General features: G+C 36.6%; 31 protein-coding genes. 26 read left to right on the top strand and 5 right to left on the bottom strand.

The window, feature by feature from the left end; translation table 11 throughout:
* The first annotated feature begins 124 nt into the window (after positions 1-124).
* The 8 genes from GJU32_RS08390 (at position 125) to GJU32_RS08355 (ending at position 5,805) form a co-directional block, all read left to right on the top strand.
* A complete protein-coding gene (locus tag GJU32_RS08390) occupies positions 125-601 on the top strand; it encodes a hypothetical protein (RefSeq protein ID WP_155591508.1) in 477 nt (158 codons plus the stop codon).
* A gap of 681 nt (positions 602-1,282) precedes the next feature.
* Positions 1,283-2,221: an alpha/beta hydrolase fold domain-containing protein gene (locus tag GJU32_RS08385; RefSeq protein ID WP_155591507.1), complete on the top strand. Its 939-nt coding sequence runs from the start codon at positions 1,283-1,285 to the stop codon at positions 2,219-2,221.
* Between the two features lie 298 nt (positions 2,222-2,519).
* The gene (locus GJU32_RS08380; protein ID WP_155591506.1) at positions 2,520-2,726 is read left to right on the top strand and encodes a helix-turn-helix transcriptional regulator; all 207 of its coding nucleotides are present in this window, start codon (positions 2,520-2,522) and stop codon (positions 2,724-2,726) included.
* Complete coding sequence (locus GJU32_RS08375; RefSeq protein WP_155591914.1) at positions 2,726-3,217, top strand: hypothetical protein; 492 nt, start codon at positions 2,726-2,728, stop codon at positions 3,215-3,217. The genes GJU32_RS08380 and GJU32_RS08375 overlap by 1 nt, the downstream gene beginning before the upstream one ends.
* A gap of 229 nt (positions 3,218-3,446) precedes the next feature.
* Positions 3,447-3,887 (top strand): LytTR family DNA-binding domain-containing protein, encoded by a 441-nt coding sequence (locus GJU32_RS08370; protein ID WP_155591505.1) that lies wholly within the window; start codon positions 3,447-3,449, stop codon positions 3,885-3,887.
* 10 nt (positions 3,888-3,897) lie between these two features.
* Complete coding sequence (locus GJU32_RS08365; RefSeq protein ID WP_155591504.1) at positions 3,898-4,365, top strand: DUF3021 domain-containing protein; 468 nt, start codon at positions 3,898-3,900, stop codon at positions 4,363-4,365.
* Complete coding sequence (locus GJU32_RS08360) at positions 4,355-5,080, top strand: ABC transporter ATP-binding protein (protein ID WP_155591503.1); 726 nt, start codon at positions 4,355-4,357, stop codon at positions 5,078-5,080. The genes GJU32_RS08365 and GJU32_RS08360 overlap by 11 nt, the downstream gene beginning before the upstream one ends.
* A complete protein-coding gene (locus GJU32_RS08355; protein ID WP_155591502.1) occupies positions 5,077-5,805 on the top strand; it encodes an ABC transporter permease in 729 nt (242 codons plus the stop codon). The genes GJU32_RS08360 and GJU32_RS08355 overlap by 4 nt, the downstream gene beginning before the upstream one ends.
* A 68-nt stretch (positions 5,806-5,873) precedes the next feature.
* Here GJU32_RS08355 and GJU32_RS08350 read toward each other — a convergent pair whose 3' ends face one another.
* Entirely contained in the window at positions 5,874-6,845 is a 972-nt protein-coding gene (locus GJU32_RS08350; RefSeq protein ID WP_196426638.1) for a DUF1385 domain-containing protein, read from the bottom strand.
* Positions 6,846-6,956: 111 nt separating this feature from the next.
* Between GJU32_RS08350 and GJU32_RS08345 the strand changes: the two genes are divergently transcribed.
* The 12 genes from GJU32_RS08345 to accC all read left to right on the top strand — a co-directional run bounded on the left by GJU32_RS08345 (position 6,957) and on the right by accC (position 15,659).
* Complete coding sequence (locus GJU32_RS08345; protein WP_155591500.1) at positions 6,957-7,382, top strand: hypothetical protein; 426 nt, start codon at positions 6,957-6,959, stop codon at positions 7,380-7,382.
* A gap of 121 nt (positions 7,383-7,503) precedes the next feature.
* Complete coding sequence (aroQ, locus tag GJU32_RS08340; RefSeq protein ID WP_004231111.1) at positions 7,504-7,938, top strand: type II 3-dehydroquinate dehydratase; 435 nt, start codon at positions 7,504-7,506, stop codon at positions 7,936-7,938.
* Between the two features lie 2 nt (positions 7,939-7,940).
* On the top strand, positions 7,941-9,002 hold the full coding sequence (locus GJU32_RS08335) for a M24 family metallopeptidase (protein ID WP_155591499.1): 1,062 nt from the start codon (positions 7,941-7,943) through the stop codon (positions 9,000-9,002).
* Between the two features lie 17 nt (positions 9,003-9,019).
* On the top strand, positions 9,020-9,577 hold the full coding sequence (efp, locus tag GJU32_RS08330) for an elongation factor P (protein ID WP_155591498.1): 558 nt from the start codon (positions 9,020-9,022) through the stop codon (positions 9,575-9,577).
* Positions 9,578-9,780: 203 nt separating this feature from the next.
* Positions 9,781-10,788 carry an NAD(P)H-dependent flavin oxidoreductase gene (locus GJU32_RS08325; RefSeq protein WP_155591497.1) on the top strand — a complete coding sequence of 336 codons (1,008 nt, stop codon included), beginning with the start codon at positions 9,781-9,783 and terminating at the stop codon, positions 10,786-10,788.
* Positions 10,789-10,877: 89 nt separating this feature from the next.
* Complete coding sequence (locus tag GJU32_RS08320) at positions 10,878-11,087, top strand: hypothetical protein (RefSeq protein ID WP_012295089.1); 210 nt, start codon at positions 10,878-10,880, stop codon at positions 11,085-11,087.
* A gap of 5 nt (positions 11,088-11,092) precedes the next feature.
* The gene (locus GJU32_RS08315; RefSeq protein WP_155591496.1) at positions 11,093-11,470 is read left to right on the top strand and encodes a hypothetical protein; all 378 of its coding nucleotides are present in this window, start codon (positions 11,093-11,095) and stop codon (positions 11,468-11,470) included.
* A gap of 12 nt (positions 11,471-11,482) precedes the next feature.
* Positions 11,483-12,394, top strand: a complete 912-nt coding sequence (locus tag GJU32_RS08310; protein WP_155591495.1) for a stage III sporulation protein AE — start codon at positions 11,483-11,485, stop codon at positions 12,392-12,394.
* 207 nt (positions 12,395-12,601) lie between these two features.
* Positions 12,602-13,021 (top strand): hypothetical protein, encoded by a 420-nt coding sequence (locus tag GJU32_RS08305; protein WP_155591494.1) that lies wholly within the window; start codon positions 12,602-12,604, stop codon positions 13,019-13,021.
* On the top strand, positions 13,022-13,576 hold the full coding sequence (locus GJU32_RS08300) for a SpoIIIAH-like family protein (protein ID WP_155591493.1): 555 nt from the start codon (positions 13,022-13,024) through the stop codon (positions 13,574-13,576).
* A gap of 200 nt (positions 13,577-13,776) precedes the next feature.
* Positions 13,777-14,277: an acetyl-CoA carboxylase biotin carboxyl carrier protein gene (accB, locus tag GJU32_RS08295; protein WP_155591492.1), complete on the top strand. Its 501-nt coding sequence runs from the start codon at positions 13,777-13,779 to the stop codon at positions 14,275-14,277.
* 14 nt (positions 14,278-14,291) lie between these two features.
* A complete protein-coding gene (accC, locus tag GJU32_RS08290; protein WP_155591491.1) occupies positions 14,292-15,659 on the top strand; it encodes an acetyl-CoA carboxylase biotin carboxylase subunit in 1,368 nt (455 codons plus the stop codon).
* Positions 15,660-16,908: 1,249 nt separating this feature from the next.
* On the opposite strand, the gene GJU32_RS08285 is transcribed toward accC, so the two are convergent.
* Positions 16,909-17,286 carry a hypothetical protein gene (locus tag GJU32_RS08285; RefSeq protein ID WP_155591490.1) on the bottom strand — a complete coding sequence of 126 codons (378 nt, stop codon included), beginning with the start codon at positions 17,284-17,286 and terminating at the stop codon, positions 16,909-16,911.
* A gap of 114 nt (positions 17,287-17,400) precedes the next feature.
* On the opposite strand from GJU32_RS08285, the gene GJU32_RS08280 reads away from it, so the two are divergent.
* Entirely contained in the window at positions 17,401-18,210 is an 810-nt protein-coding gene (locus GJU32_RS08280) for an alpha/beta fold hydrolase (RefSeq protein WP_155591489.1), read from the top strand.
* Between the two features lie 640 nt (positions 18,211-18,850).
* The gene (locus GJU32_RS08275; protein WP_155591488.1) at positions 18,851-19,432 is read left to right on the top strand and encodes a hypothetical protein; all 582 of its coding nucleotides are present in this window, start codon (positions 18,851-18,853) and stop codon (positions 19,430-19,432) included.
* A 144-nt stretch (positions 19,433-19,576) separates the two neighbouring features.
* Here the strand turns inward: GJU32_RS08275 and GJU32_RS08270 are convergent, their stop codons facing one another.
* Positions 19,577-19,984: a hypothetical protein gene (locus GJU32_RS08270; RefSeq protein WP_155591487.1), complete on the bottom strand. Its 408-nt coding sequence runs from the start codon at positions 19,982-19,984 to the stop codon at positions 19,577-19,579.
* Between the two features lie 105 nt (positions 19,985-20,089).
* Here GJU32_RS08270 and GJU32_RS08265 point away from each other — a divergent pair, with 105 nt between their 5' ends.
* The gene (locus GJU32_RS08265; protein ID WP_155591486.1) at positions 20,090-20,416 is read left to right on the top strand and encodes a nucleoside triphosphate pyrophosphohydrolase; all 327 of its coding nucleotides are present in this window, start codon (positions 20,090-20,092) and stop codon (positions 20,414-20,416) included.
* Positions 20,417-20,541: 125 nt separating this feature from the next.
* Entirely contained in the window at positions 20,542-20,952 is a 411-nt protein-coding gene (locus tag GJU32_RS08260; protein ID WP_155591485.1) for an Asp23/Gls24 family envelope stress response protein, read from the top strand.
* A gap of 95 nt (positions 20,953-21,047) precedes the next feature.
* Here GJU32_RS08260 and GJU32_RS08255 read toward each other — a convergent pair whose 3' ends face one another.
* Both GJU32_RS08255 and GJU32_RS08250 read right to left on the bottom strand, forming a co-directional pair.
* Positions 21,048-22,217 (bottom strand): MFS transporter, encoded by a 1,170-nt coding sequence (locus tag GJU32_RS08255; protein ID WP_155591484.1) that lies wholly within the window; start codon positions 22,215-22,217, stop codon positions 21,048-21,050.
* 126 nt (positions 22,218-22,343) lie between these two features.
* Positions 22,344-23,246 (bottom strand): MerR family transcriptional regulator, encoded by a 903-nt coding sequence (locus GJU32_RS08250; protein ID WP_155591483.1) that lies wholly within the window; start codon positions 23,244-23,246, stop codon positions 22,344-22,346.
* Positions 23,247-23,644: 398 nt separating this feature from the next.
* On the opposite strand from GJU32_RS08250, the gene nusB reads away from it, so the two are divergent.
* Entirely contained in the window at positions 23,645-24,028 is a 384-nt protein-coding gene (nusB, locus tag GJU32_RS08245) for a transcription antitermination factor NusB (protein WP_155591482.1), read from the top strand.
* A gap of 31 nt (positions 24,029-24,059) precedes the next feature.
* Entirely contained in the window at positions 24,060-24,914 is an 855-nt protein-coding gene (gene folD / locus GJU32_RS08240) for a bifunctional methylenetetrahydrofolate dehydrogenase/methenyltetrahydrofolate cyclohydrolase FolD (RefSeq protein ID WP_155591481.1), read from the top strand.
* The last annotated feature ends 11 nt before the right edge of the window (positions 24,915-24,925 follow it).

The following is a 24,925-nucleotide window of genomic DNA, read 5'->3' as shown; positions in this document are numbered from 1 at the left end:
AGAAAGGTTGATTCTCCTTTTTTTAGTCTTTCACACAATATTTTCCTATAGAACATTCTTCAACTAACCCAGTGTGTTTGTTGAAGTGCATTCGTAAATTGAAATACGCTTAAGGAGATCATAGATGACTTTATATTCCGTACTTGTGGCGAAAATTCCTTTACAAACAATCGATTGTACAGGAATTGCTGAAGTGACAGTTAGAGAAATGAAAAAAATGTATCCAATTACAGAGAGTACATCAGCGCAACCTTGGCATTTGATGGATGATGATGCACGTATTTTACATGCGCCGGATGAATCGGCTTTTGGTCAATTAAATATATTTGAATGGAATAATCCACCGTACGATTTAGAATTTTATAATGAAAAACCATTTGTATACGGCATCGAGGGAAATTGGGGTCCTCAATTTTTAGAGGACCTTTTAATTTATTTGAAGGAACATATTATACCAGAGCAAAGTGCTGAATTAATTAGGTTTTGGGCAGAAGATTACGACCGAAAACTAAAAAGCCGTCGTATCATTATTAATGACATCGAATTGCATCATCTTGAAAGCTTAAAGAACGAGGAATACATACGTATCGTTTTTGTATAGCTATATTTAGTTTAAGAACTTATCGAACAAATAATGAAACTACAACCTTATTTACACAGGAGTCGTTTTATTTCTAGGAGTGATTTTATATCCTTTTATCTGAACTGACCTGATGCAAACAACAGTAGGTGAAATGTATTCAAACTAATGGGGCGTTAATGAAAGTTCGGTGAGTGGCAAATGAAACGGAGAGGAATTATTTATGCTTTTATTTGTCGTACCGTTATTAGGCGTTTTATGGTATTTAAATTTTACAACTTTTTTGAAGAACTTAAAGAATGGAAAAAGCACGCATAACCAAAATATTTTAGGCGTAGTATTAACTTTTATTTTTATCTTTGCTGTCATGTACTGCTATGCTGGAACCCACTGACATTTTGAACAATCTTTATTTAAATGCCAACACCATCTCCCCCTAAATAGCAAATAGACATTTTTTATTTTCATTTAGCGAGTTTCGTAATTTTGGAAGGAGAATACTTCAAAATGTGGAATTAACATAAAGTCGGATCATTTGTAATAATGTTTGACTAAAAGATCTAATTTGTAAAAGACTTCTTTTTTCAACCATGAATCCATATAATTGGTTTGATGTGGAAAAAATGTTAGCCATCACTTAATTCAAGACCTGTTAACCAGCTTGTTAAACATAGGTAACAATATGTTAAAGGGGAGAATAAAATGAGTGTAGAAATTATTAACAGAGATCGTTCTGAAGAAAGTGTTCAATTTGAAAAATTGTTATTTGTACAAAGTAATAAAAAGAGTTTTTCTAGTATTGAAAATGCTAAACAGTTTATTAAGCAGAGGGGAACTGAAAATATTCAGCCCTATGTTATAGGGGAAGATGTTCAATTTTTAGGCGATATAGAGGAGCAAACCTTCGAGGCTATGCAGGTCTTCACTTTAAATGACCAAAAGTCCTTGAAACAAAACGTTATTCTCTATATACATGGTGGTGCTTGGACGAATCAACCTTTAAGTTTACATTGGCTTTTCATGGATAAAATAGCACAATCGTTAAATGCGAAAATTATTGCTCCCATTTATCCGAAAGTACCTCATTTTAACCATAATGATACCTACCCAAAAATGCTCAACTTATATAAAGAAATGCTAAAAACGGTTGAAAGCTTTGATCAATTGACTATTATCGGAGATTCGGCAGGTGGAAATATAGCACTTGGTCTGATCCAACTTTTGAAGCGGAACCATCTACCTCAACCGCAAAATATTATTTTACTATCCGCATGTGTTGATTTGAGTTTAGAAAATCCTCAGATACTTGCATATGAAGAAAAGGACCCCATGTTAGCTAGTGAAGGAATGGAAGTCATTACAAAGATCTGGGCAGCGGATAAAGATATAAAGGACCCATTGATTAGTCCCATTTACGGTGACTTTGAGGGACTTGGGAAGATTACTCATTTTATTGGAACACATGAAAGTTTATATCCAGATGCCATAAAATTTGATGAACAACTAACCGAACAAGGAATTGACATCACTACCTTTGTTTATCCTCAAATGAACCATGTGTTTGTTGTGATGCCTATCCCTGAAGCTCTAGACGCTCAACAGAAAATTATAAATATCATTCGTAACAAAGTGTTAAAATAGGGCAGGTTAGCGTTAAGTGAAAAGGTGCATAAAGAGTGTGTTTTGATAATTCAAAACATGCTTTTTTTATTTCCCTTTTTGGCAAGGTTTATAAAGCTTTCTTCCTCGATGTTTCGGTGGCACACTCTTACTCGAAGTAAAGATCGTCGAGTAGTATCTTTCACCTGAAATCTCATCATAAGAATTCCTTTATTTCGATAATCAAATTGTAAAGTTAACTTGACATGGAAAAGGATGTAAAGTAAACTTTACTTATTAACGAATGTACAGTTTACTTTACATTTTTAAAGGAGGCTTTATGAAAAATAGAATTCGTGAATTGCGGAAATCGAAGAAGATTACGCAGGAGGAATTGTCTAAAGTAGTTGGTGTCTCACGACAATCAATCATTGCAATTGAATCGGGCAAATTCAATCCATCTCTAGAACTTGCCTATAATATTTCAAAAGCTTTCAACTGCACGATTGAAGAAGTGTTTATATTCGAAGAGGAGGGAATGGATTGATGGAGATTTCTATCGGAGGGGTTCTTGGATTGTATGGGGGAATGACTTGTGGGATTCTAGGCTGGTGGTTAGGAAGGCGAAAAGCGAGAAAAAACAGAGGCTTAGATGAGTTACACGACCACATTTGGCAAAAGGCAAGATCTTTTTCATGGTATGTGACATTAGGCGTAATTTATGTTTTATTTTCGTTAATCATGTTTGGCATTGAATTAAGCACTGCAATGGTTTTAGGTATCCTTCTTTTAGCACACTTAGGAAGTTGGGGGATTATAGGGGTCTTTTTAACCATCAGCATGTCAAGTTCCGTTCCGTTTCAGCTTACTCCTGTGAATGTAGGTATAGGCATCAATGTAGCGTCGCTTATTACTTTTACGATAATCTCGATCATGACGAATAATTGGTTGTTTTTATTATTCAGTATCCTTCCTAATATGATGGGTATATTTACTGCACTCACTGCACTTAGACTAAATAGGAATGATTCCGAATAAAACTAGATAAAAATAAAGTGGTCACGTTTCACTCCTTTGGATATGGTTGTCTAAAGGAGTGTTTTTGTCATGCAAAGGAAAACAACATCTGTAATCCATCTTTTTTACAAAAGTACCAAGGCGTAATTGAATCAACCACTTATCCCTTGATAACGACCAGTCGTCGAAAATTCATTTACAATGTGTGTGGAAAATTTTATAGTGAGGCGTAAGAAAGGACGGTGATGATATGAAAGTAGAAGTATCGATTGACCCTACATACAAAGAACCTAAAGTCATGATTCTCACAGATAAAATGACTGATGATATAGAACATCTCGTGCGAAGTATTACTGCGACAGCTGGAAGCACCTTATCGGTTTTCTCTCATAAAGGGGTTGAGTTAATCGACAGTAAGGATATCGTGCGTATTTATACAGAGCAAAAAAAGGTTTTTGTACAAACAACCAAGGGGGTTTATACGGTCCGTTATCGTCTTTACGAATTGGAGGAAAAGCTCAATCCTCAAATGTTTATCCGTATTTCAAATGCCGAAATGGTCAATCGGCATATGATTAAGCATATGGACATTAGTAAAACAGGAACGATCGGAGTTGAATTAACGGGCGGCACGAAAACGTACGCATCGAGGCGTTATGTAACTAAAATAAAGAAACATTTAGGAATTTGAGGTGGAAAACATGCGAAAAGAATTATTCACACGTGTTATTGGCGGGTTTGTTATAGGCGTGGCGCTCGGGCAAATTGTGCAATTCTTTATATCCATGGGAATAGGGCAAGGGGATTATGTTTGGGTAGTTCCTGAATTTCGGGCCATTTTTACAAATGAAGGGACTGCAATTATTACCCAAGTCTTGTTAACGGGTGTCATTGGGCTAACATTTGCGCTTGCTGCTCTCATCTTTGAAATGGCTAGATGGGGAATGTTGAAACAATATATCATCCATTTTTTTGTAACGGCAATAATCTGGATACCAATTGTAACCCTATTATGGATGCCAAAAACGATGGCTAACGTTATTTCACTATTAGCGAGCTTTTTAGGGACTTATATCATTACATGGGTCTTACAATATAAATTTTCACAACGGGACATTGAAAAAATTAATGCCGTACTTTCCAATGGAGGTGAAGATTATGACGATTAATATAAAAGGTTTAACAAAACGTTATAAGGAGCGCGTAGCTGTTGATCAATTGACGTTACATATACAACAAGGCGAATTTTTTGCTCTTTTAGGCCAAAATGCTGCTGGAAAAACAACAACAATCAAAATGTTGTGTGGGCTATTAACTCCTTCTGAGGGGGATGCCATAGTAGACGGTAAAAGCATTGTAGAAAATCCGAAGGCTGTTAAACAAATTCTCAATATTTCACCGCAGGAAACGGCTGTTGCACCTAATTTAACTGTATACGAAAATTTACTGCTAATCGGTCAAATTTATGGGTATAAAAAAGTGCAAGCGCAGCACCAAGCACAGGTACAGATGGATTTGTTTGGCTTAACACCACGTCAACGTGACAAGGCTAAGACACTATCAGGAGGTTATCAGCGCCGTTTAAGTGTTGCGATGGCTATGATGACGAATCCTAAAGTACTGTTCCTTGATGAACCTACTTTAGGGATGGATGTAAGAGCAAGGAATGATTTGTGGAACATATTGAAGCAATTAAAAGGAAAAATAACCATCATTTTAACTTCTCATTATTTAGACGAGGTAGAGGCGTTGGCTGATCGTATAGGAATTATGCATCATGGACAGCTACATGCACTTGGCACCTTACAACAATTGTTAATTGAAACAGGCAAAAGGACTTTAGAAGAAGTATTTTTAGAAAAAACAGAGGAGGCGTTGTCGTGAGGGCTATTGTATTTGCAGCAAGAAATCAAAAAGAAATTGTCCGTGATCCAGTAACTTTATTGTTTGGAATCGGCTTACCAATCGTATTATTAGGCTTGTTTTCTGTTATGCAAAAAAATATGCCGTTTGCTTTATATGAAATGAACAATCTAACACCAGGTGTCATTGTATTTGGTTTTTCTTTTCTTACACTTTTTTCAGGAATGCTACTTGGAAAAGATAAGAGTTCATCGTTATTAATGCGTATTTTTGCATCTCCTATGTCTGCAACTGATTACATTTTAGGGTATATGCTGCCTTTACTACCTATAGCCTTGCTACAAATCTTTATATGTTTGGTTACTGCCATCTTTTTAGGCTTGTCATTTGATAAATCCATCCTTTTAATGGTTCTTGTACTCATGATTATTTCTCTACTATATATTGGAATTGGTTTATTGTTTGGGACGTTATTTACAGATAAGCAGGTAGGAGGAATCTTTGCGATATTTGTCAATGTCACAACTTGGTTAAGTGGGACGTGGTTTGAGTTAGATATGGTTGGTGGTACATTTCAATCCATTGCACAATTGTTACCATTCGTACATGCTGTTAATGCAGCTAAAGCTACAATTGATGGAGCATATGGGGATATGCTTCAATCACTATCTATCGTAATTGGTTATACAGTCTTTATTACGAGTATCTCTATTATTGTCTTTAGGCGTAAAATGCAAGCTAATTAAGCATTTGGTTCACGGGTACTATGAAAAAAAGGGCAGCTCCAACGTTTATGTTGGGCTGCCCGTTCCTGTTAATCATGATTTAAGGTTGCTGCAATTTCTGGTTGTTGCTCTACTTGACGTAGCATGTTGAAGGAAGCAATGGCTACTTCCACTTGATCGTCCTTTGGCTCACGTGTTGTCAGTAATTGGAGCCATAAACCAGGGTAGCCAAGGAAACGTAACACTGGGATATTACGGCAAGCGTTTGTCGCTTGTAATACTTCAAATGAGATACCAAGTACAACAGGAATTAATAGAATACGATCTAAAATACGAAGCCACAGCGGGTCAGTTGGCACAAAGAAATATAAAAACATGCCGACAAAGACAGTGAATAAAATGAAGCTACTGCCACAACGATAGTGCAGACGTGATTGAGCTTGTACGTTTTTAACTGTGATGTCCAAACCGGCTTCATGGCAATTAATAACTTTATGCTCAGCACCGTGGTACTGAAATACTCGTTTAATCAGAGGCGTTAACGAGATAAAATATAAATAGGTCAACAGTAAAATTAGTTTAATGCCACTTTCCAGTAGAATTTGTCCCGTTTTTCCTTCAATCCATGTGGAGAAAAAATCAGCTATAAAAACAGGAATTAATGTAAAGGCAAATTTTCCGAATAAAAAGGAAAGAATACCTACCACAGCAACTCCAAGTATCATTTGAAGTTTAGAGCCTTCTTCTTTATGATCTTCTTCTTCGCCAGGTGTCACGTCATAACGATCCCCTGCAAATTGCATGTGACGAGAGCCTAAGCCAGCAGATTCAATGAGCGCGACAACGCCTCGTACAAATGGGATTTTTTTAAGCTTTTGTAAAATAGGTTTTTGTACTTTTTTAAAATGATAATAATCAATGGAATCATCGTTACGACGAATGGCTGTAACTGTATGTTCCTTTCCTCCGAACATCACACCCTCTAATTGTGCTTGTCCCCCGTATACAGGTGAATTGCTCAAGGCTAACACCACTCTCTTTATATATTTCAACTGTACCATTGTACTAAATTTAGTGAAAAACCTCTACAGTTACGCATAGTAAATTTTCTATATGGCTACACTAATCGTACATTTCAGGGAATGTTTAGTGTGTATGAAGGAGGTTTTAGGATGAAAATAGCAGCGATTACAGCACTGGTAAATGCGTTTGTTTTAGCATTGTGTTTAAAGGGTTTACATTATTTCCATCTCATTAAATGGCATCCGATTGGGTTTTATAAGAAGTGGGATTGGTTTGAAGAAAGCTCCAAATTATTTCAATGGACCTTTTTTATTTTTCTTCTATTTATTTTCGGCTTATTTTTATATATGACAATGCGTTATGTGTATATCATTCCAGCTGTTTTTTCTTCACTTTTACTAGGGCTTTTCGTGACCATCACGTTAGAGTGGACTGTGTTAGATTTACCATTACAACTTACTTCCTTCAAAAAACTTTCGATTCCATTTATAGTGATTGTCGTTTGCCTATTACGTTTCTTGCTGGAAACGGCCAATTTTCATCAGAAGGAGCATACAGCACAAAAGAGAAGTTAGTGTATAAAATATCCCCTTCATTTGAGGGGATATATATGCAACTGCTAATTGAAATTAGTTGCTGAATGCACCGTGTATGATAAAATAAATGGCAAGTACATAGAAAGAGGCGAATAGAAGCGTGAAGTTATTATGTTTGAATGGACCTAATTTAAATCGACTTGGTAAACGAGAGCCACATATTTATGGACATGAAACATTGGATGATGTTAGAGAAAATGTTCAAAATCTTGCGGCTTCTTTAGGTGCTACAGTTGAATTTCGTCAATCCAATCACGAAGGGGTACTAGTAGATTGGGTGCATGAAGCAGAGGACGAAAAATATGATGGTATTATCTTTAATCCCGGTGCATATACCCATACAAGCATCGCGTTGCATGATGCGATTGCAGGAATTTCTGTGCCGGTTATCGAAGTACATATTTCTAATATCCACAAACGTGAGGCTTTTCGTCATCATTCCTATCTTGCTCCGGCCTGCCTTGGTCAAATTTGTGGACTAGGCACGAAAGGCTATGAACTGGCACTACGTACATTTATCGAGAGGGAGAATTGATTATGTTGAAATTACAAAAGCTACGTAAAGCACTACAAGAACAAAGCATCGATGGCGTTTTAATCACTAATGGGTATAACCGTCGTTATATGACAGGTTTTACAGGGACAGCGGGCGTAGCAATTGTTTCTCAAAATGATGCTGTGTTTATTACAGATTTCCGTTATACAGAGCAGGCTGCTGCGCAAATTCAGGACTTCCGAATTGTTCAACATGAAGCCACAATTATTGAAGAAATTGCTACACAAGTAAACAATATGGGCATCAAATTATTGGGCTTTGAGAAAGATACTGTAAGCTATGGCACATATGAACTGTATAAATCGAACATTCAAGCTGATTTAGTGCCGATTTCTGGGCTAATTGAAAAAATTCGCTTGATTAAGACGGAACAAGAGATTAATATTATTAAGGCTGCGTGTGAAATTGCAGATCACGCATTTACACATATTTTAGGCTTCATCAAGCCTGGTAAAACAGAGCTTGAGGTTTCGAATGAATTAGAATTTTTCATGCGTAAACAAGGAGCAACTCAGTCTTCGTTTGACATAATTGTTGCGTCTGGTCTTCGTTCAGCATTACCACATGGTGTGGCAACAAATAAAGTGATTGAAAAAGGCGACTTTGTTACATTAGACTTTGGTGCGCTATACAATGGCTATATTTCGGATATCACACGTACTGTGGCAGTTGGAGAGCCATCTGAAAAATTAGTAGATATGTACAATGCAGTCCTTGCTTCTCAACTGTTAGCACTTGAAAAAGTGGGTCCTGGATTAACAGGCATTCAAGCGGACGCTATTGCACGTGACTACTTAAAAGAAAAAGGATATGGCGAAGCATTTGGTCATTCTTTAGGACATGGTATTGGTCTTGAAGTACATGAAGGCCCTGGCTTATCGATGCGTTCTGAAACAGTGCTAGAGCCAGGTATGGCCGTGACGATTGAACCAGGTGTTTATTTACCGGGAATCGGTGGTGTCCGTATTGAAGATGATATTTTAATCACAGAAACGGGTAATGAACTACTGACACATTCGTCAAAAGAACTCATTATTTTATAAACTTTGGAGGAACACAAATGATCTCAGTAAACGATTTCCGTACAGGTCTCACAATTATTGTGGATGGCCAATTATACCGCGTGTTAGATTTCCAACACGTTAAACCAGGTAAAGGTGCTGCATTCGTACGTTCTAAACTACGTAACCTACGTAACGGTTCAGTGAATGAAAAAACATTCCGTGCTGGTGAAAAAGTAGAGAAAGCACAAATCGATAATCGTAAAATGCAATACCTATATGCACAAGGTGACGAGCATGTATTCATGGACTTAGAATCTTACGAGCAAAGCGAACTTGCTTCAGCTGCTATTGAATATGAATTAAAATTCCTAAAAGAAAACATGGAAATTCATATTCAATCCTACCAAGGTGAAGTGCTAGGTATTGAATTACCAAACACTGTTCAATTAGAAGTAACAGAAACAGAACCAGGTATTAAAGGTGACACAGCTTCAGGCGGTACAAAACCTGCTACGCTAGAAACAGGTCTGATCGTTCAAGTACCATTCTTCGTTAACCAAGGTGACGTTTTAATCGTTAACACAGAAGAAGGCTCTTACGTTTCTCGTGCATAATGAAATAATTGCCAACCTACTCTTTTGTTTAAAAGGGTAGGTTTTTATTTTATTCTTATACATATCCTGTGAAACATCTTGGTTATTGAGACAATGGATAGAAGAACAAATCCTTTTTTACATAGAATCTATCAAGTTTCTATCATCAGATAGATGGTCATTGCTGGTAGAAATGTTTACAATAATAGTAAGGAGTGAAAGATATGCTACATACAACATTTGCTATTCAATATCCAATTATTCAGGCGCCGATGGCAGGCGTGACATCACCTAAATTTGTGGCAGCTAGTGCTGAGGCAGGGCTATTAGGCTCCATTGGTGCGGGCTACTTAGATGGTGAACAAACAAAGCATTTTATTCAAGAAGTGAAAAAATTAACGACAAAGCCTTTTGCAGTCAATTTATTTGTACAAGAGGAACCTCAAATTGATATTGAGGTCTTACAACAAGCGCGTATGGCACTACAACCCTTTTACGATGAGCTAGGATTATCGCCAGTACAGAGTGTTGTTTCGAAGGAAGTTTTTGCAGGTCAAGTTCAAGCAGTTATTGACGAAAAGGTAGCAATTTGCTCATTTACATTCGGCATTCCAACTGCAGAGGTGCTTAAACAATTAAAAGACAATGGTGTCTATACGATTGGTACAGCTACAACATTAGAGGAAGCTATACTAGTGGAGCAGGCTGGCATGGATGCTGTCGTTCTACAAGGTGGAGAGGCTGGTGGTCATCGTGGATCCTTTACTGCCCCCATGCAATTAATTCCTTTACATGAGCTACTGCAGCAGGTAGTGGGGAAAATTACTATTCCGATCATAGCTGCGGGTGGACTAGTGGCAAAAGAAGATATTCAGAAGGCACTAGAGGCAGGAGCGCAGGCAGTTCAAATTGGTACAGTTTTACTAGTGGCAGATGAATGCGAAATTTCGCCACTCTATAAAAAAGCTGTGTTAGCATCGAAAGAACAGCAAACAACAGTTACACTCGCATTTACGGGTAAACCGGCAAGAGGCTTAGCAAATGATTTTACAAAACGGATGAAGGATGCAACAGTAGCGCCTTATCCATTACAAAACTATTTAACGGCAACCATTCGTAAGGAAAGTGCAGAGCAAGGCAATGCCGAGTATTTATCCATGTGGATGGGCGAAAATAGTTATCTTGTACAGAAGACTGGCACTGTCAGAAGTATTGTGGAAAAACTCCTATAAATTTTATTTGATAAAGATCTCTATACAACAGTATAGAGGTCTTTTTTTTTATAGAGCGACATATATTGCTGTACACGAGGGGGCGTAGGATGGAATTACAAGACGTATTAAGAGTTGCTGGAGTGGGACTAGTAGTTGCGCTTCTTCATGTTTTCTTTGATCAAACAGGGAAGAAGGAGTTTTCATTTTTCCTATTTTTCATTGCCTACTTATATATGACAGCAGAATTACTTCGATTTTTACGTCTATTTTTTAATGAGATTTTAACATTCTTCCAATGGCTTACATCTTCCGGGTAATGTAGATGGAAATTGTGATCGTCGCTGTTGTCATGCTGCTTTTATTATTGCTGATAAAAGAAGTTATACAGCCACTCCACGGGCTAATAAGTGTGATGTTTTCGTTTTTGCTTTTTGGCATGTTGTTCTCGACACTTTTACTGCCTTTCGTCAAGCAACTTTTAGAAATGCTTGCCTTTTTACCGTATGCGAAAGCTATTTTAATCAGTGCAAGTATGTTCTATGTCGGGCAGTGGGTGTCATTGCTACTGGCAGAACATAATTATAAAGTGCTCGGGAACATCGTTTTTGCTGCAGTTAAAATTGTGATTTTGTTGTATTGGTTCAAAGAATTTTTGGCTGTTTTACAGGAGGTGTCGGCCATTTTAAAAAGGCTAAACTAAGGAGCGAAGCCATTGCAGGAGCAAATACTATCGTTTTTAATCGACCCATTCTTTCTCTTGCTAAAGATGACGCTCATGCTATGTAGCTACGTCATCATTATTTTGATTGTGAACATGGTACTACCAGAATTTGAAAAAGGGACAAGGATACTCTTTTTTCTTATTGTTTTAGCAACGATTGGTCCTGTTGTTGTCAAATCCTTTACATTAATTGACGAAATCGCACAAGGACTAGCCCATCTATTTACGGCATTTTATCCGATTCTTACTTCAAGCTTTCTTCTATCAAGTAGTATTACAGCAATTGCTTCCTGGCAGCCTTTTTTACTGTTTTTTGTACAAGTCCTCACCATTATTAGTAGTAAGTGGCTTATTCCAGGCGTGCTTTTGGCCATTGTCTTTGATGTATGTAGTGTCATTGTCAAGGAGATTTCTTTTACAAGAATTGCAGATTTGATTCGTTTTACAATTATGAGTATCGTTTCGGCCTCTGTCATTTGCTATATTCTTTTGATGACCGCAAGTGGCGTGGCAGCATTTAGTGTAAGTGCGGCTGTAGCGGAGCCTGTCAAAAAGTTAATTGAAGAAAATATTCCAGTTGTTGGTTCTTTTATTGTGGATAGTTTTTCGATGTTTCAGCATATGACACAATTCACATCTTCTCTTACAAGCATTAGTGCCTTTATCGCAGTAATTACTGTGTCATTTATCCCGACAGTTCAGCTTGTTGTCAGTGCTTATTCGTTAAAAATGCTCGCCGCTATTTTAGAACCGATTGCCTTTGATGATATTTGTAGACTACTAGATCAAATTAGTAAATCGCTATTTACCTTATGTGCTGTATCATTTCTAATTGCTTTTTCATTTATGTTTTCTTGTTTCTTCCTCATTGTGTTCGTACAAGTTATGGCAGGGGGGAGATAGATTGATTCTTTTGTTGGCATTGCTCTTTGTATGTCAGATATTTGTGTTTCTAACGGATGATAAAGAAATAATTTCACTAACAAAATTGGTCATCACGTTAGTATTTTTGCAATTGCTATTAAAGATTCCATTTATCAATTCATAGGAAGAAACAAGCGTACATACACTTGAAAAAGAGAAGATGAAAGGAGGCAATGTACAAGTGATGTGGAAAAGACACGAAAAAAAACAACGTCATTAATGGTTTTAATTTTGATAGCTGCCTCCGTGGGAATATTCATCATTTTACCTATGTATCAAACGAATTCAACAAACGACAAAGGTTCACCGCTCACTAATGAAGAAAAACTTGAGCAGACACTGAAGGCAATGCAAGGTGTTGGGGAGGTTAAAGTCTATTTTTATTATGGAGAGATGACAAATGATCAAGATGCCAATAAACTATTCAGCCAATATTTTCGAGGGACTGAGCAAAGCGCGAAAAACGTAACAGGAATGCTAGTTGTTTCAGAAGGTGCATCCGATATCTTTGTGAAAAATGAAATTCGTGCAGTCGTCAGTCAAGTGATGCAGTTGCCGATTCATCGAATTATTATCGTTCCAATGGAAAATAAGGAGGAAAAGTAAATGCGCGTACGTAGAAGAACAGTTTGGTTTATGACATTATTAAGTTTAGTAGCAGTCATTTCAGTGTATTATTTGGTTGATCCAGCAAAACAGTTTAATGGACTTACTATTTTTACAGATGATACACTACAACAGACAGCTGTAACAGGTGTTACAGATCAGGAAGCTACAAATGATATAACGCAAGAAGTATCATCACCGAGTCACTTATTCGAAGAGATGCGTATGCAAGTTAGTGATGAGAGAAGCCAGCTTCGTGAACAGTTAACACAAAAAATTGCCTCAGAAGACTCTTCCGCTGAAGAAAAAAATGAAGCATTTAATGAAATGGATGGTCTTATTAAACAAGAATCAGCGGAAGCAATGCTAGAAATGCTAATTAAATCATTAGGCTATTCAGATGCGTTTGTTCGCGCTGAGGGAGAAAAAGTTTCTGTCACAGTGATGGCAGAAGAACTGTCAAAATCGCAAGCAAACGAAATTATTTATCTGGTAAGAACAGAAATGGAAGGCGCTAATGACGTGCAAGTTAAGTTTAGCGCGAATAATTATTAAAAAATAAAGAAAAAAACAAATATTTAGTTTATTCACAAAAGGTTGTTATATATCAGCGTCATGAAAAGGCTTTCGTTTAGTAAAGGAAAGCCTTTTATTTTGTTCATATTTACTTAATTTTCATTTAACTATTTCAAATTGATTCGAAAAAATATAGAATAGTTATTGTAGTAGATTTTATTTCATAAGGAGAGTTAGAAATGTTCAAAATTCAAGAAATTCGCGAAATTATTAAATTAGTAGATTCTTCTTCAATTGACGAGTTTGTGTATGAAGTAGATGGCGCAAAAGTAAAACTAAAAAAGAATAATGTTGTTGTTACAGAAACTGTAGCACCTAAAAAAGAAGTAGTAGCCCCTGTTGTACAACAATCTGCACCAGCAGAAGCTCCAGCAGTAACATCTGCATCAGCTAAAGAAGAAACGCCAGCACCAGCGGCACCAGCAACTAACGACCCTTCGTTACATAAAATTGTATCTCCAATGGTCGGTACCTTCTATCAATCACCAAACCCAGATTCTCCAGCTTACGTAAAATCGGGTGATAAAGTTGGAAACGAAACAATTGTATGTATCGTAGAAGCAATGAAATTATTCAACGAAATCGAAGCAGAAGTGCAAGGGGAAATCGTTGAAGTACTTGTGAAAGATGGCGAATTAGTAGAATACGGCCAACCATTATTCCTTGTAAAAGCTGAGTAAGGAGTGCAAAACAAATGAAAAAAGTTTTAATTGCAAACCGCGGTGAAATCGCTGTGCGTATTATTCGTGCTTGTAAAGAGTTAGACATTCAATCGGTTGCTGTATACTCTGAAGCAGATGCAGACGCTTTACATGTGAAATTAGCAGACGAAGCCTATTGTATCGGACCGAAGCTATCGAAAGATTCTTATCTTAGCTTCCCAGCTCTACTTAGTGTAGCTGAAAAAACAGGTGCAGATGGTATCCACCCAGGTTATGGCTTTGTTTCGGAAAACGCTGATTTTGCTGAAGCTTGTGAAAACGCTGGCATTAAATTTATCGGTCCATCATCTGATTCAATTAAAATCATGGGAATCAAGGATGTTGCACGTACAACTATGGAAGCAGCGGGTGTTCCACTTGTTCCTGGTACTGGTATTGTGCCAGATATCGAAACAGGCAAGGAATGGGCTGCGAAAATTGGATACCCTGTAATCATCAAAGCAACTGCTGGTGGTGGCGGTAAAGGGATTCGTGTAGCACGTACAGAAGAAGATCTTGTAAAAGGTATCGAAATTACGCAAAAAGAGGCTGCTGCAGCATTCGGTAACCCTGGCGTATATTTAGAGAAATTCATCGAGTACTTCCGTCACTGTGAAATCCAAATTTTAGCAGATGGCTACGGCAACGTTGTGCATTTAGGCGAACGTGACTGTACGGTTCAACGTCGTATGCAGAAGTTAGTAGAGGAAGCTCCATCTCCAGCTCTATCTTCTGAACGTCGTGCTGAAATGGGTGCGGCTGCAGTAAAAGCGGCACAAGCATGTAGTTACGAAGGTGCTGGAACGATCGAGTTCATTTATGACTATCAAGAGGACAAGTTCTACTTCATGGAAATGAATACTCGTATTCAAGTTGAGCACCCAGTAACAGAAATGATTTCTGGTGTAGATCTTGTACAACAACAATTAAAAATTGCATCTGGTGAGAAACTTCCATTCACTCAAGATGATATTCAATTAAATGGTTGGGCTATTGAATGCCGTATTAACGCAGAAAATGCTTATAAAAACTTCATGCCTTCAGCAGGAACTGTGGATACGTATGTAACGCCAGGTGGCTATGGTGTACGTATTGATTCTGCTGTTTATGCAGGCTATACAATCCCACCATATTACGATTCAATGGTAGCAAAACTAATTGTTCATGCGAATACACGTGAAGAAGCGATTGCGAAAATGAACCGCGCGCTAAGTGAATTCGAAGTATCTGGTCCTGGAATCAATACAACCATTCCATTCCACCAAGCACTAATGAACAATGACGTCTTCAAATCAGCGCAATTCAATACGAAGTTCCTTGAAGAGAATGATGTATTAGGTGTAGCTGGAAAAGCGAAGTAAGACATAGCTTGATTTATTCTAACCGTTCATAGAGCGGTGAAGGTTTCGAAACCTAATTACCGATATTTGTTCGACTGTGGAATAGAATTAAGAATAAAACAAAACGGAATATCGTATATGTTTACCCTCTAACTAATATTCGTTAGGGGGTTTTTTGCGTGGTTAGAAAAGGTCAACGTTCGGGTGTTTTCGATTTAGAGTATTCACGGCCTATTAAATTGGTCAAGCAATCGCAAGAAGATATTACCGATTCGATAGGAAATGCTATAACCGTGAAATATGATTGATGTTAATGCAACAAATCTAACAAAATAATCGCATTAGTGCGCGTACAACGTTCTTAATCGTTAAAGAACAGATGTGTCTTGCAAATATTAGGTAGCAGACGATTAAAGAGTATGGATACGTTTATAATCGACTACTGAAAGAGATGCAAATTAACTATTTAAACGAGATAACACTCGAAAGTTTATACAGTTTTTTAAAAGTGTTAGGTGACGTGAAGATGTGAATTTCCATTTGATGATGAATTGGATTCGTTCTTTAAACGGTTGATTAAGCAGAACGATATTATTCACAAACATTATCGTAAACAAAACGAATATTTATTTGTAAGCAAATTCAGTGATAGTATTTTTTCTGAAAATACCCCTAACGCAATTACAAAACGACTCCTTACTATGAGAAATGATTTGGCTTAGAGCAAATAAATTCTCACGCAATCAGACGATTGTATGCGGTCAATCCATTAAAGAAAGGTGCAAATGTCGCTTTAATTAGCAAGGCATTATTTCATAAGTCACTTGTTACAACAACCGTTTTTTTATCTCGGATTTACGACAGACGAGGTTGCGAACAACTTACGGGACTACCTGTAAACAGAAAAAAGCCGCTAGTGTTGATGCACTAACGACTTCTTAAACGATTTAACACTGATTTGCCGCCAGCATAAGTGTTTCACTCACAACTAAATATGAGCGATTAAATATGACTTCATTTTACTTGAAAAAAAAGATAACATGCAAAGGCTCACTGAAAAATCGGGTTCGCTTATTAAGCGATAATCTATGATAAATAATGATATTTTTGGTTATTGGAGCATAAAGTGTAGCACGCTTTACAATCGTTGAGTGAATCAAATATTAAACTAAAGCAACCCAATAGTTTAAATTTATACAACTGATTCTCTTTTACCAGAAATATAATATATCAGATACCCAATAACATTGAATAACGCAAAAACTAGTATCTAGCCAATATTGAATCGTTTATGATGATAAGCATTAATTGTTGCCCATATTGTAAAGAGTGTAAGGTATATAGCAATCCCAGAAAACAAAATTATAGCCATCAATTCGCCAATATGTCTTGTTTCCATAACAACATACCACTGTTTCCCATCACCTTGTCCAAAAGTGAAGAAATCCGCTTTAAGCCATGTAGGATTCCACACTTTTTGTTCATATTGATAATCAGGTTTGACATCCCTAACATAATCCAAAATCAAATTATTATTTGCAACATCACTTACATTATAAATTGCAACTTTCGAAATTTGATCAGCTTCTTGAACCAAACTTTTTATTTCTTCTTCCATATCTTTTGAAATTGCTGGTTTTTCTTTCATTAAAATAAATGGTGGTTTAGTTGAAGAAGGAACAGACTATGTTATACTCGATTTAACCAAAAATAACCATATTATTTTCCTATTCTAAAACGAGTATTGAAAAGGGTGAAAAGTATGCCAAAAGTAAAAGTCAATGATATAGAAATGAACTATGAAGTTAGAGGCGAAGGTGAACCAATTATCTTCATTCATGGAAGTGGGTCTTCATGGAAAATGTGGAAACCGCAAATAGAACAGTTTTCAAAAAAGTACAAGATGATTATGATTGATATGAGAGGGCATGGTGAATCATCAAGACATTTTCCTAATGATGAGTATTCAATGAAGGTTATTGCTCAAGACTTGAAGCATTTTTTGGATACTTTAGGCATAGAAAAAACTCATATTGTAGGTCTATCACAAGGTTCTGTGGTTGCCCAACTATTTTCTATTCAAAACAGTGGATATGTTAATAAACTTGTACTATCTAATGGGTATAGTGAAGTTCCTACAAGAATGTCCAAATGGGTATTGCATATAAGTAACATAGTTTTTAAATTAATACCCTATGATACAATAATCAATTTAATGTTAAAAGTATATAAAGATGATGAATTTACAAAAAAAGTATTAAGGGACTCGTTTTCAATTGATAAAGAGATGTTACTGAAAATGAAAACAAGTGAATTCCCAACTCATACAGATGAATTACATAATATTACTTGTCCAACTTTAGTTATGGGAGGGGATATGAAAATAATGGGTGTAGATGAGAGAAAGGCTTCTAAGAATATTTATGAACATATTACAAATGCTAAACTTGCATTATTCAAAAATGCTTTTGACCCTTTGAGCACCATGAAATGTGCAATTTTTAATGAAATGATTTTAGACTTTTTAGAGGGAAAAGAATTTAAACAATACGAAGGTGTTACAATATCCTAGTATGAGAAATAACTATAAATTTTGTTTGACTAATGGGCATAGTTATTAAAGTGGTGATATTCAAATAAATATTCGTATAATTCTTGGCCTGTAAGGGTTTTTGAGCTTTGTTAAGGAACGACCATTCCATTCCACCAAGCACTAATGAACAATGCCGTCTTCAAATCAGCGCAATTCAATACGAAGTTCCTTGAAGAGAATGATGTATTAGGTGTAGCTGGAAAAGCGAAGTAAGCGTTCGCAATTAAACCTTAAACCTTAAACCTTCTAACTTTTATTAGTTAGGAGGTTTTTTGATGTCTAGTCAGAAATAATTCTATCATGAAAGGTTAACAGAAATGTGTTTAGATACTAACGTTTGTAAGACTTACAAAGTTAGAATAGACTCTTAATGTGAAGGAATACAACGATAACAAAGCAGTTGGTTAATCGTTAAGCCGTTTAAAAATTTATGACTCTCAAACCCCTTATTCGTCTGGGGTTTCTAGTGCTGGAACCTTGCAGCGTCTTTTTGTTTTTTGAAATAATGGATGTTTTTTAAATAAATTGGTAATATTCAAATGATGGTGTGTATGTCTATGGAATAAAGTTAGTAACATCGTTTTTTTATTTAGTAGTTCAATAAATAATGGAGGTTATTATGGATTACTTTAAAAGTATGGCATTTGAGAAACATAGAAAAAATATATATAGCATATTGGAACAAATACCCTATGCTAAAAGCCCAGTTGGTTGGACTTTTAAGGGTAGTTTTAGTATTGGTGGTTTTGAATATTTCGGGTTTGATGAATCATCCGATTTATTACTTGTCGTATCTAGTAATGGTAGAGGAATTATAGATTTAGCAAAAGTAGAAAAAATCTCTCGAGATTATACAGATGACTTTGAGATAGATGAAACCATGTTAATTTGTGAAGGCTTCGACGTTTTAAAAGATAAATCAATTAAATTGGCAGGCAAATATGGAGGGAGTATACTACCTACCAGTAATAAATTCGGTGATTGTTTACAAAGAGTCTCTCCTCTTTACCCTTGTGAAGACATCATTTATCAACCTAAATTTGAGGACTGTTTAGTTGAAGGACGTAATAAAAATTGTGTTCGCATTTATAGAGGCTTTTTGTATTGCTATGGTTTTTCATATAGTGGCAATTATTTTGTAATTGCAGATGATGGTGGTATTTTATTTTGGGAGAGAAATTTAGACCTACCATTTATATGATGTACGTCGATACAATGGTCTAACTTTAATATCTCTAGGACAAGGCAAAGACAAGCTGGTCCAATATTTAAAAAGTGTGAGAAATCGAGTAGGAACATTGATTTCTTGCATTTATTTGAAAAAGAATTTACATATTTCATACTGCTATTCAATATACAGAAGGTCGCTCTCAGGTGTCAGCATCCCCCCCTTAGTTGTGTAGTCTCCAACTTTTCTGTAAAGTACTGCTGTTTTTATAGCATGACCTTCTTTAGCAAATACAAGAAGAAAAATATCTTCTCGTACATCTATTCCGCTAGTGCTACCCTTAAATTGAATGTCCATTGTTTTTTCAATAACATCTCTCGTTGTATAAGGTCCATAAACTTGTGCTTTTTCCCAATCAAAAGTGGTCAATTGATTTAGGGAAACGGCTGTTGAGCCACTATTAGCTTGCTCCATTATGTTCTTTGCAAGCAATGTATTTTCGGTAGCTCTATTCCCCATAAATAAAATAAGCATTGTCATAATGATGACAGCCCCACCGATACCGAACAGCCATTTTTGTAACATCCTACACCTCTATCCTGAAATAATTACTATATTATAGAAATGATACTATAGGATAGAAGGTAGTGGTAGTACAATCCTTCTGGATGGAAAGGAGCTAATCACTAGATGCCTGTATACAATAAGCTTGTAAGAGATAAGATTTTAGACATTATTCAAGCAAAGGGTTTAAATTATCATGCGCGAACCCTAGAACCTAGCGAGTTATTAAAGGCAATAAAAGCTAAGATGATAGAAGAAGCATCAGAATTTCAAGAAGCGAACGATAGACAAGAAAACATGGAGGAGTTAGCAGATATACTCGAACTTATTCATACGGCCATAAGTGTGTTAGGTGTAAGCTATGAAGAGCTAGATGCAATTCGTGAACGCAAGAAAATAATTCGTGGTGGATTTGAAAATGGGATTTACCTAATAGATGTCGGGGATCAATAACTCAAATTCAACGATTCTATCTATAAATTAAAACGGCTTTCGACAGCCAAACCTTCCTTTTTATAGTATAATGAACGTAAGTACAGCACTTGTTTGTGATGTGTAAGGGAAAGGATGATATTTGTATGGCAGAGAAAGTAGGACAATCTTTCGTACAACCAACACCTTCTGGAAAAGAAGAGCTTGGAAAAATTGAGGTAGCGGCAGAGGTAATCGAAGTTGTAGCTGGGATTGCTGTTAATGAGATTGAAGGCATTGCTGCAACTCGTGGAAATATTGCGACGGGTGTCGTGGAACGTTTCGGTAAAAAAGTACACAATAAAGGCATTAAATCAGGTGTAACAGAAACTGGTGAGATTGCAATTGATGTATTTTGCTCTGTAAAATATGGATATGCCATTCCTAAGGTAGCCAAGGAAGTTCAAACGCAAATTCGCCAAGCTATTTTGAATATGACAGCACTCGAAACAGCAGAAGTGAATGTGCATATTACAGGAATCCACTTCGAAAAAGAAGAAACTGCAGTACATGAATAAAAAAGGGTTGCCCAACGATGATTTGTTCATCAAAGGGCAATCCTTTTTTTGAGGATTCTCTAGGATTCATTTGTCTAAATGTGTATCGTTATTTTTTATAATTCAATATGCTTTGGCTTTCTCCAGAATAATGCAAGGATGACGCCAAGCGCTAAGACGATTGTAGCAAAATAGTATGGATAGTTCAGATTCACATCGAACAATATACCACCTAAGATAGGGCCAAAAATATTACCGAGACTTGTAAACATGGAGTTCATGCCACCAACAAATCCTTGTTCATTTCCAGCAATTTTTGATAAATAGGAAGTAACAGCAGGGCGAATTAAATCGAAGCCTACGAAAATAAAGAATGTAACAAATAAAATGGCAAAATAATGACTCACTATCGTCATCGCGAATGTTAATACGGCTGAAAGTATTAGCGAGTAACGAATAACATTGATTTCGCCCATTTTCTTTGTCAGCCAATCAAATAGTATTAATTGAGCCAGTGCGCCTACAATACCACTTCCTGTAATGATAATGGCGATATCAGATGGTGTAAACGCAAATTTGTGATCGACGAATAAGCTAAATAGCGATTCGAATGCAGCGAGGCCAAATGACAGAACGAAAATAAGAATGAATGGTATGAAGTAAAGCGGACTAAAAACTCGCTTGACACTACCAACGATAGATGGTGCCACTTCTGCATCGTCTGTAGCGCGTGGCGGTTCTTTTAAAAACATCAATGACAGAATAGCCGCGAAAAGACCAAGTACCCCAGCTGCATAGAACGGGACACGTGTACCATATTCTGCTAAAAATCCACCGATACCAGGACCTATAATAAACCCTGTGCTAATGGCTGCACTCATATAACCAAGTGCTTTTGGACGCTGTGCCAATGTTGTAATATCGGCTATATAGGCGGTTACGGCTGGCATGATGAAAGCTGCACTCACGCCACCTAGCATACGGGAGACAAAGAGGATTTCAACAGAACGACCAAAACCGAATAAAAACTCTGAAAGTCCAAAAATAAAAAGACCTGCAACAATCATAATTTTGCGGCCAATAGTATCGACAAGTTTACCAGCAATTGGTGATGCGATTAATTGTGTAATGGCAAAGGCTGCCACCATATAACCAACAACAGAGCCCGAAATATTAAGCTCATTCATAATTGTTGGTAATACAGGGATGACTAAACCAATCCCTAAAAAGGCAATGAAAAGATTAGACAATAAAATGGCTAAAGTTATATTTTGTTTCTTACTCATAAAGTTCTCCTTCTATTAGTTCACGATACATGTGTTTTAAATCTACTAGAATATTTCCATGTAATACGATAAACCCTATAGTAACTATAGGGTCAAAAGATTTGTTTTCATTTTTTTAAGTTTTTATTAGTTTGGAAGGTGTGAGGGGGAGTTATACGAATCCGGAGCTACTTTTTTTGGAGAAATCACCGTTTCTTGTTTTTGCCTAATCTTTAATTCTACAATAAATTTCTTTTCTTTCTCCATTGTCAAAGTTGCTGGCATATAGAGCTCATACACTTGTGATTCAAAAATGTCATGCCGAGCCAACACATGCTTTCTCAATTTTTCATAAAACGAAAAATAAGTATCTGGGTCGTAAATAAAGGCAATGCATACATACTTACCAGCAGGGATGCTAGTTTGCTGTACATTAGGTGAAAGCTTCGAAAATGTGCGCTCCGATAAAAGGGGAGTGAAGACAGCATCATAGATAATATCATTGACATCTTTATAGGGCTCAAGAGGAAACGTACAGCCATATCGACTATTTAAGACACTGCCTTCCTTTTCAATGATTTTCGTTAATGTTGCATAGTATGTATTGGTGCTCGATGTTGGTGTTAATTCAGTTGTTGTCACTTGAAGAACGGGCATGGCTTCTTCTACCTGCACATAGACCTCCCCAAAAATCGGGATATCAATTTGGTCTTGTAATTGCTTTTTCGTTTTCAGTAACGTATTTTTGGCGTCGTTTAATCGTGAAATTTTTTCATTTATGCGTAGCTCTTGTTGTGCTAAAAAAGCAAGCAATTCTTCAGAAGTTAATGTCAGTGCTTTTTTTATATCTTCGAGCGAAACGCCGATATATTTAAGCGATTTGATAATGTCTAAATAAAATAGCTGATTGCCTTTATAATAGCGATAATGGGTGTAGGGATCGGTATAAGCAGGCTTAAATAAATCAATTTGATCATAGTAACGCAACGTCTGAATCGATAAATTTGAAAGTTTGGCTACCTCACCAATGGTGTAATCATGTTCCTTCATAGAATGGCCTCCACTAGTAAAAGAAGTTCTGAATGGCATCAAAACGAATTTAAGCTTGCAATCCTCGCAGTAAAATAGGCGATTTCCGTTCTTTCATTTACTAACCGTCCATCAATTTAAATGGTTTTTTACAGCTCGTTCTTACAGCTTCATCGTGCATTGTAAATACCTCTGAAGATTCTTTTCATTTTCTTTAGTATACCATTATAGGAAAAAAACCATCATTTTTGAATAACAATATTCGGTTATAGGAGAGCTGTAATCGATTGCAAGGAAAAATGAAGCAAAAAGTCCCTTGAAAAAGGTTTCAGATTATTGAAAACTTGTTTGAAATCGTGTTTCTCACGCGATTTTATGCTATTATAAATCTTAATGCCACTTAAGAAGGAGAGCTTTACATGAAACGACATGAAGCACGCGAAAAAGCGTTGCAAGTTTTGTTTCAGCTAGACAATACAGATCTAACAGTTGAAGAAGCAATGGGTCATATTAAAGGTCAACCTACCAATGCCTTCTACGAAAAGATTGTGAATGGAACAGCTGAACATTTGGAGGAAATCGATGCTACATTAGAACAGCATCTTGAAAAGTGGTCACTTGCCCGTCTACCCAAAATTGAAAGAACGGTATTACGCCTAGCTGTATACGAATTGTTATACATGCCAGAAACACCAAAAAGAGTAGTACTAAACGAAGCAATCGAGTTATGTAAAACATTTGGCGATGATAAGTCATCTAAATTCGTCAATGGTGTACTTTCTAAATTTACAGAACAAGAATAATGTGTTGAATTGGAAGGAGTAACGAAGGTTTATGTCAAGTGCAATTATTAATGGTAAAGAGATTGGTCAAGAAATTCGTAATGCTGTAGCAGAGCGTGTCATTCGTTTAAAAGAGCGAGGGTTAACACCTGGTTTAGCGGTTGTATTAGTTGGAGACAACCAAGCTTCAGCTACATATGTGAAAAATAAACAAAAATCTTGTGAAGCAATTGGTATGTTCTCAGAACTCATTAAATTACCAGAAGAAACAACGCAAGAGGAATTATTAGCACAAATTGAACTTTTAAATCATCGTGAGGATATTCACGGTATTTTAGTACAATTACCACTCCCAAAACATATTGATGAGGACACTGTTATTGCGACAATCGCTGTCGAGAAGGATGTCGATGGTTTCTCACCTATCAGTGTTGGGAAAATGATGCTTGGCCAAGAAACATTTTTACCTTGTACACCGTTTGGCGTAATGAAACTTCTTGAGTATTCAGGAATTGAAATCGCAGGAAAACACGCAGTCATTGTAGGGCGTAGTCATATCGTTGGTAAACCAATGGGACAACTATTGTTGCAAAAGGATGCAACGGTGACTTATACACATTCTAAAACGCCAGATTTACCTTCATTTACAAAACAAGCAGATATTTTAATTGCTGCTGTTGGACGTGCAAACTTTATTACGAAAGAGCATGTGAAAGAAGGGGCTGTTGTCATTGATGTGGGTATTAACCGCGATGACAACAATAAATTATGTGGCGACGTAAACTTTGCAGAAGTGGATGGCATTGCGTCACATATCACTCCTGTACCAGGCGGAGTTGGACCAATGACAATTACCATGTTACTATTCAACACAGTACAAGCAGCTGAAAATAAGCTTGCTAAATAAAAACGAACTAA

The organism is Lysinibacillus cavernae (genome assembly GCF_009724685.1).
Classification (GTDB): Bacteria; Bacillota; Bacilli; order Bacillales_A; family Planococcaceae; genus Lysinibacillus; species Lysinibacillus cavernae.
The sequence above is the reverse complement of the archived record's forward strand: the minus strand, read 5'-3'. Positions and strand labels throughout refer to the sequence as shown.

Excerpts from the sequence above, each read along its gene's own strand:
- GJU32_RS08300 (WP_155591493.1), top strand. The coding sequence starts at position 13,022 with ATGCGCGTACGTAGAAGAACAGTTTGGTTTATGACATTATTAAGTTTA.
- GJU32_RS08365 (WP_155591504.1), top strand. The coding sequence starts at position 3,898 with ATGCGAAAAGAATTATTCACACGTGTTATTGGCGGGTTTGTTATAGGC.
- GJU32_RS08270 (WP_155591487.1), bottom strand. The coding sequence starts at position 19,984 with ATGTTACAAAAATGGCTGTTCGGTATCGGTGGGGCTGTCATCATTATG.
- GJU32_RS08325 (WP_155591497.1), top strand. The coding sequence starts at position 9,781 with ATGCTACATACAACATTTGCTATTCAATATCCAATTATTCAGGCGCCG.
- GJU32_RS08255 (WP_155591484.1), bottom strand. The coding sequence starts at position 22,217 with ATGAGTAAGAAACAAAATATAACTTTAGCCATTTTATTGTCTAATCTT.
- folD (WP_155591481.1), top strand. The coding sequence starts at position 24,060 with ATGTCAAGTGCAATTATTAATGGTAAAGAGATTGGTCAAGAAATTCGT.
- accB (WP_155591492.1), top strand. The coding sequence starts at position 13,777 with ATGTTCAAAATTCAAGAAATTCGCGAAATTATTAAATTAGTAGATTCT.
- GJU32_RS08390 (WP_155591508.1), top strand. The coding sequence starts at position 125 with ATGACTTTATATTCCGTACTTGTGGCGAAAATTCCTTTACAAACAATC.
- GJU32_RS08360 (WP_155591503.1), top strand. The coding sequence starts at position 4,355 with ATGACGATTAATATAAAAGGTTTAACAAAACGTTATAAGGAGCGCGTA.
- GJU32_RS08385 (WP_155591507.1), top strand. The coding sequence starts at position 1,283 with ATGAGTGTAGAAATTATTAACAGAGATCGTTCTGAAGAAAGTGTTCAA.
- GJU32_RS08345 (WP_155591500.1), top strand. The coding sequence starts at position 6,957 with ATGAAAATAGCAGCGATTACAGCACTGGTAAATGCGTTTGTTTTAGCA.
- GJU32_RS08250 (WP_155591483.1), bottom strand. The coding sequence starts at position 23,246 with ATGAAGGAACATGATTACACCATTGGTGAGGTAGCCAAACTTTCAAAT.
- GJU32_RS08350 (WP_196426638.1), bottom strand. The coding sequence starts at position 6,845 with ATGGTACAGTTGAAATATATAAAGAGAGTGGTGTTAGCCTTGAGCAAT.
- GJU32_RS08380 (WP_155591506.1), top strand. The coding sequence starts at position 2,520 with ATGAAAAATAGAATTCGTGAATTGCGGAAATCGAAGAAGATTACGCAG.
- GJU32_RS08260 (WP_155591485.1), top strand. The coding sequence starts at position 20,542 with ATGGCAGAGAAAGTAGGACAATCTTTCGTACAACCAACACCTTCTGGA.
- GJU32_RS08335 (WP_155591499.1), top strand. The coding sequence starts at position 7,941 with ATGTTGAAATTACAAAAGCTACGTAAAGCACTACAAGAACAAAGCATC.
- GJU32_RS08320 (WP_012295089.1), top strand. The coding sequence starts at position 10,878 with ATGGAATTACAAGACGTATTAAGAGTTGCTGGAGTGGGACTAGTAGTT.
- GJU32_RS08265 (WP_155591486.1), top strand. The coding sequence starts at position 20,090 with ATGCCTGTATACAATAAGCTTGTAAGAGATAAGATTTTAGACATTATT.
- GJU32_RS08375 (WP_155591914.1), top strand. The coding sequence starts at position 2,726 with ATGGAGATTTCTATCGGAGGGGTTCTTGGATTGTATGGGGGAATGACT.
- GJU32_RS08315 (WP_155591496.1), top strand. The coding sequence starts at position 11,093 with ATGGAAATTGTGATCGTCGCTGTTGTCATGCTGCTTTTATTATTGCTG.
- GJU32_RS08285 (WP_155591490.1), bottom strand. The coding sequence starts at position 17,286 with ATGAAAGAAAAACCAGCAATTTCAAAAGATATGGAAGAAGAAATAAAA.
- efp (WP_155591498.1), top strand. The coding sequence starts at position 9,020 with ATGATCTCAGTAAACGATTTCCGTACAGGTCTCACAATTATTGTGGAT.
- nusB (WP_155591482.1), top strand. The coding sequence starts at position 23,645 with ATGAAACGACATGAAGCACGCGAAAAAGCGTTGCAAGTTTTGTTTCAG.
- accC (WP_155591491.1), top strand. The coding sequence starts at position 14,292 with ATGAAAAAAGTTTTAATTGCAAACCGCGGTGAAATCGCTGTGCGTATT.
- GJU32_RS08275 (WP_155591488.1), top strand. The coding sequence starts at position 18,851 with ATGGATTACTTTAAAAGTATGGCATTTGAGAAACATAGAAAAAATATA.
- GJU32_RS08280 (WP_155591489.1), top strand. The coding sequence starts at position 17,401 with ATGCCAAAAGTAAAAGTCAATGATATAGAAATGAACTATGAAGTTAGA.
- GJU32_RS08370 (WP_155591505.1), top strand. The coding sequence starts at position 3,447 with ATGAAAGTAGAAGTATCGATTGACCCTACATACAAAGAACCTAAAGTC.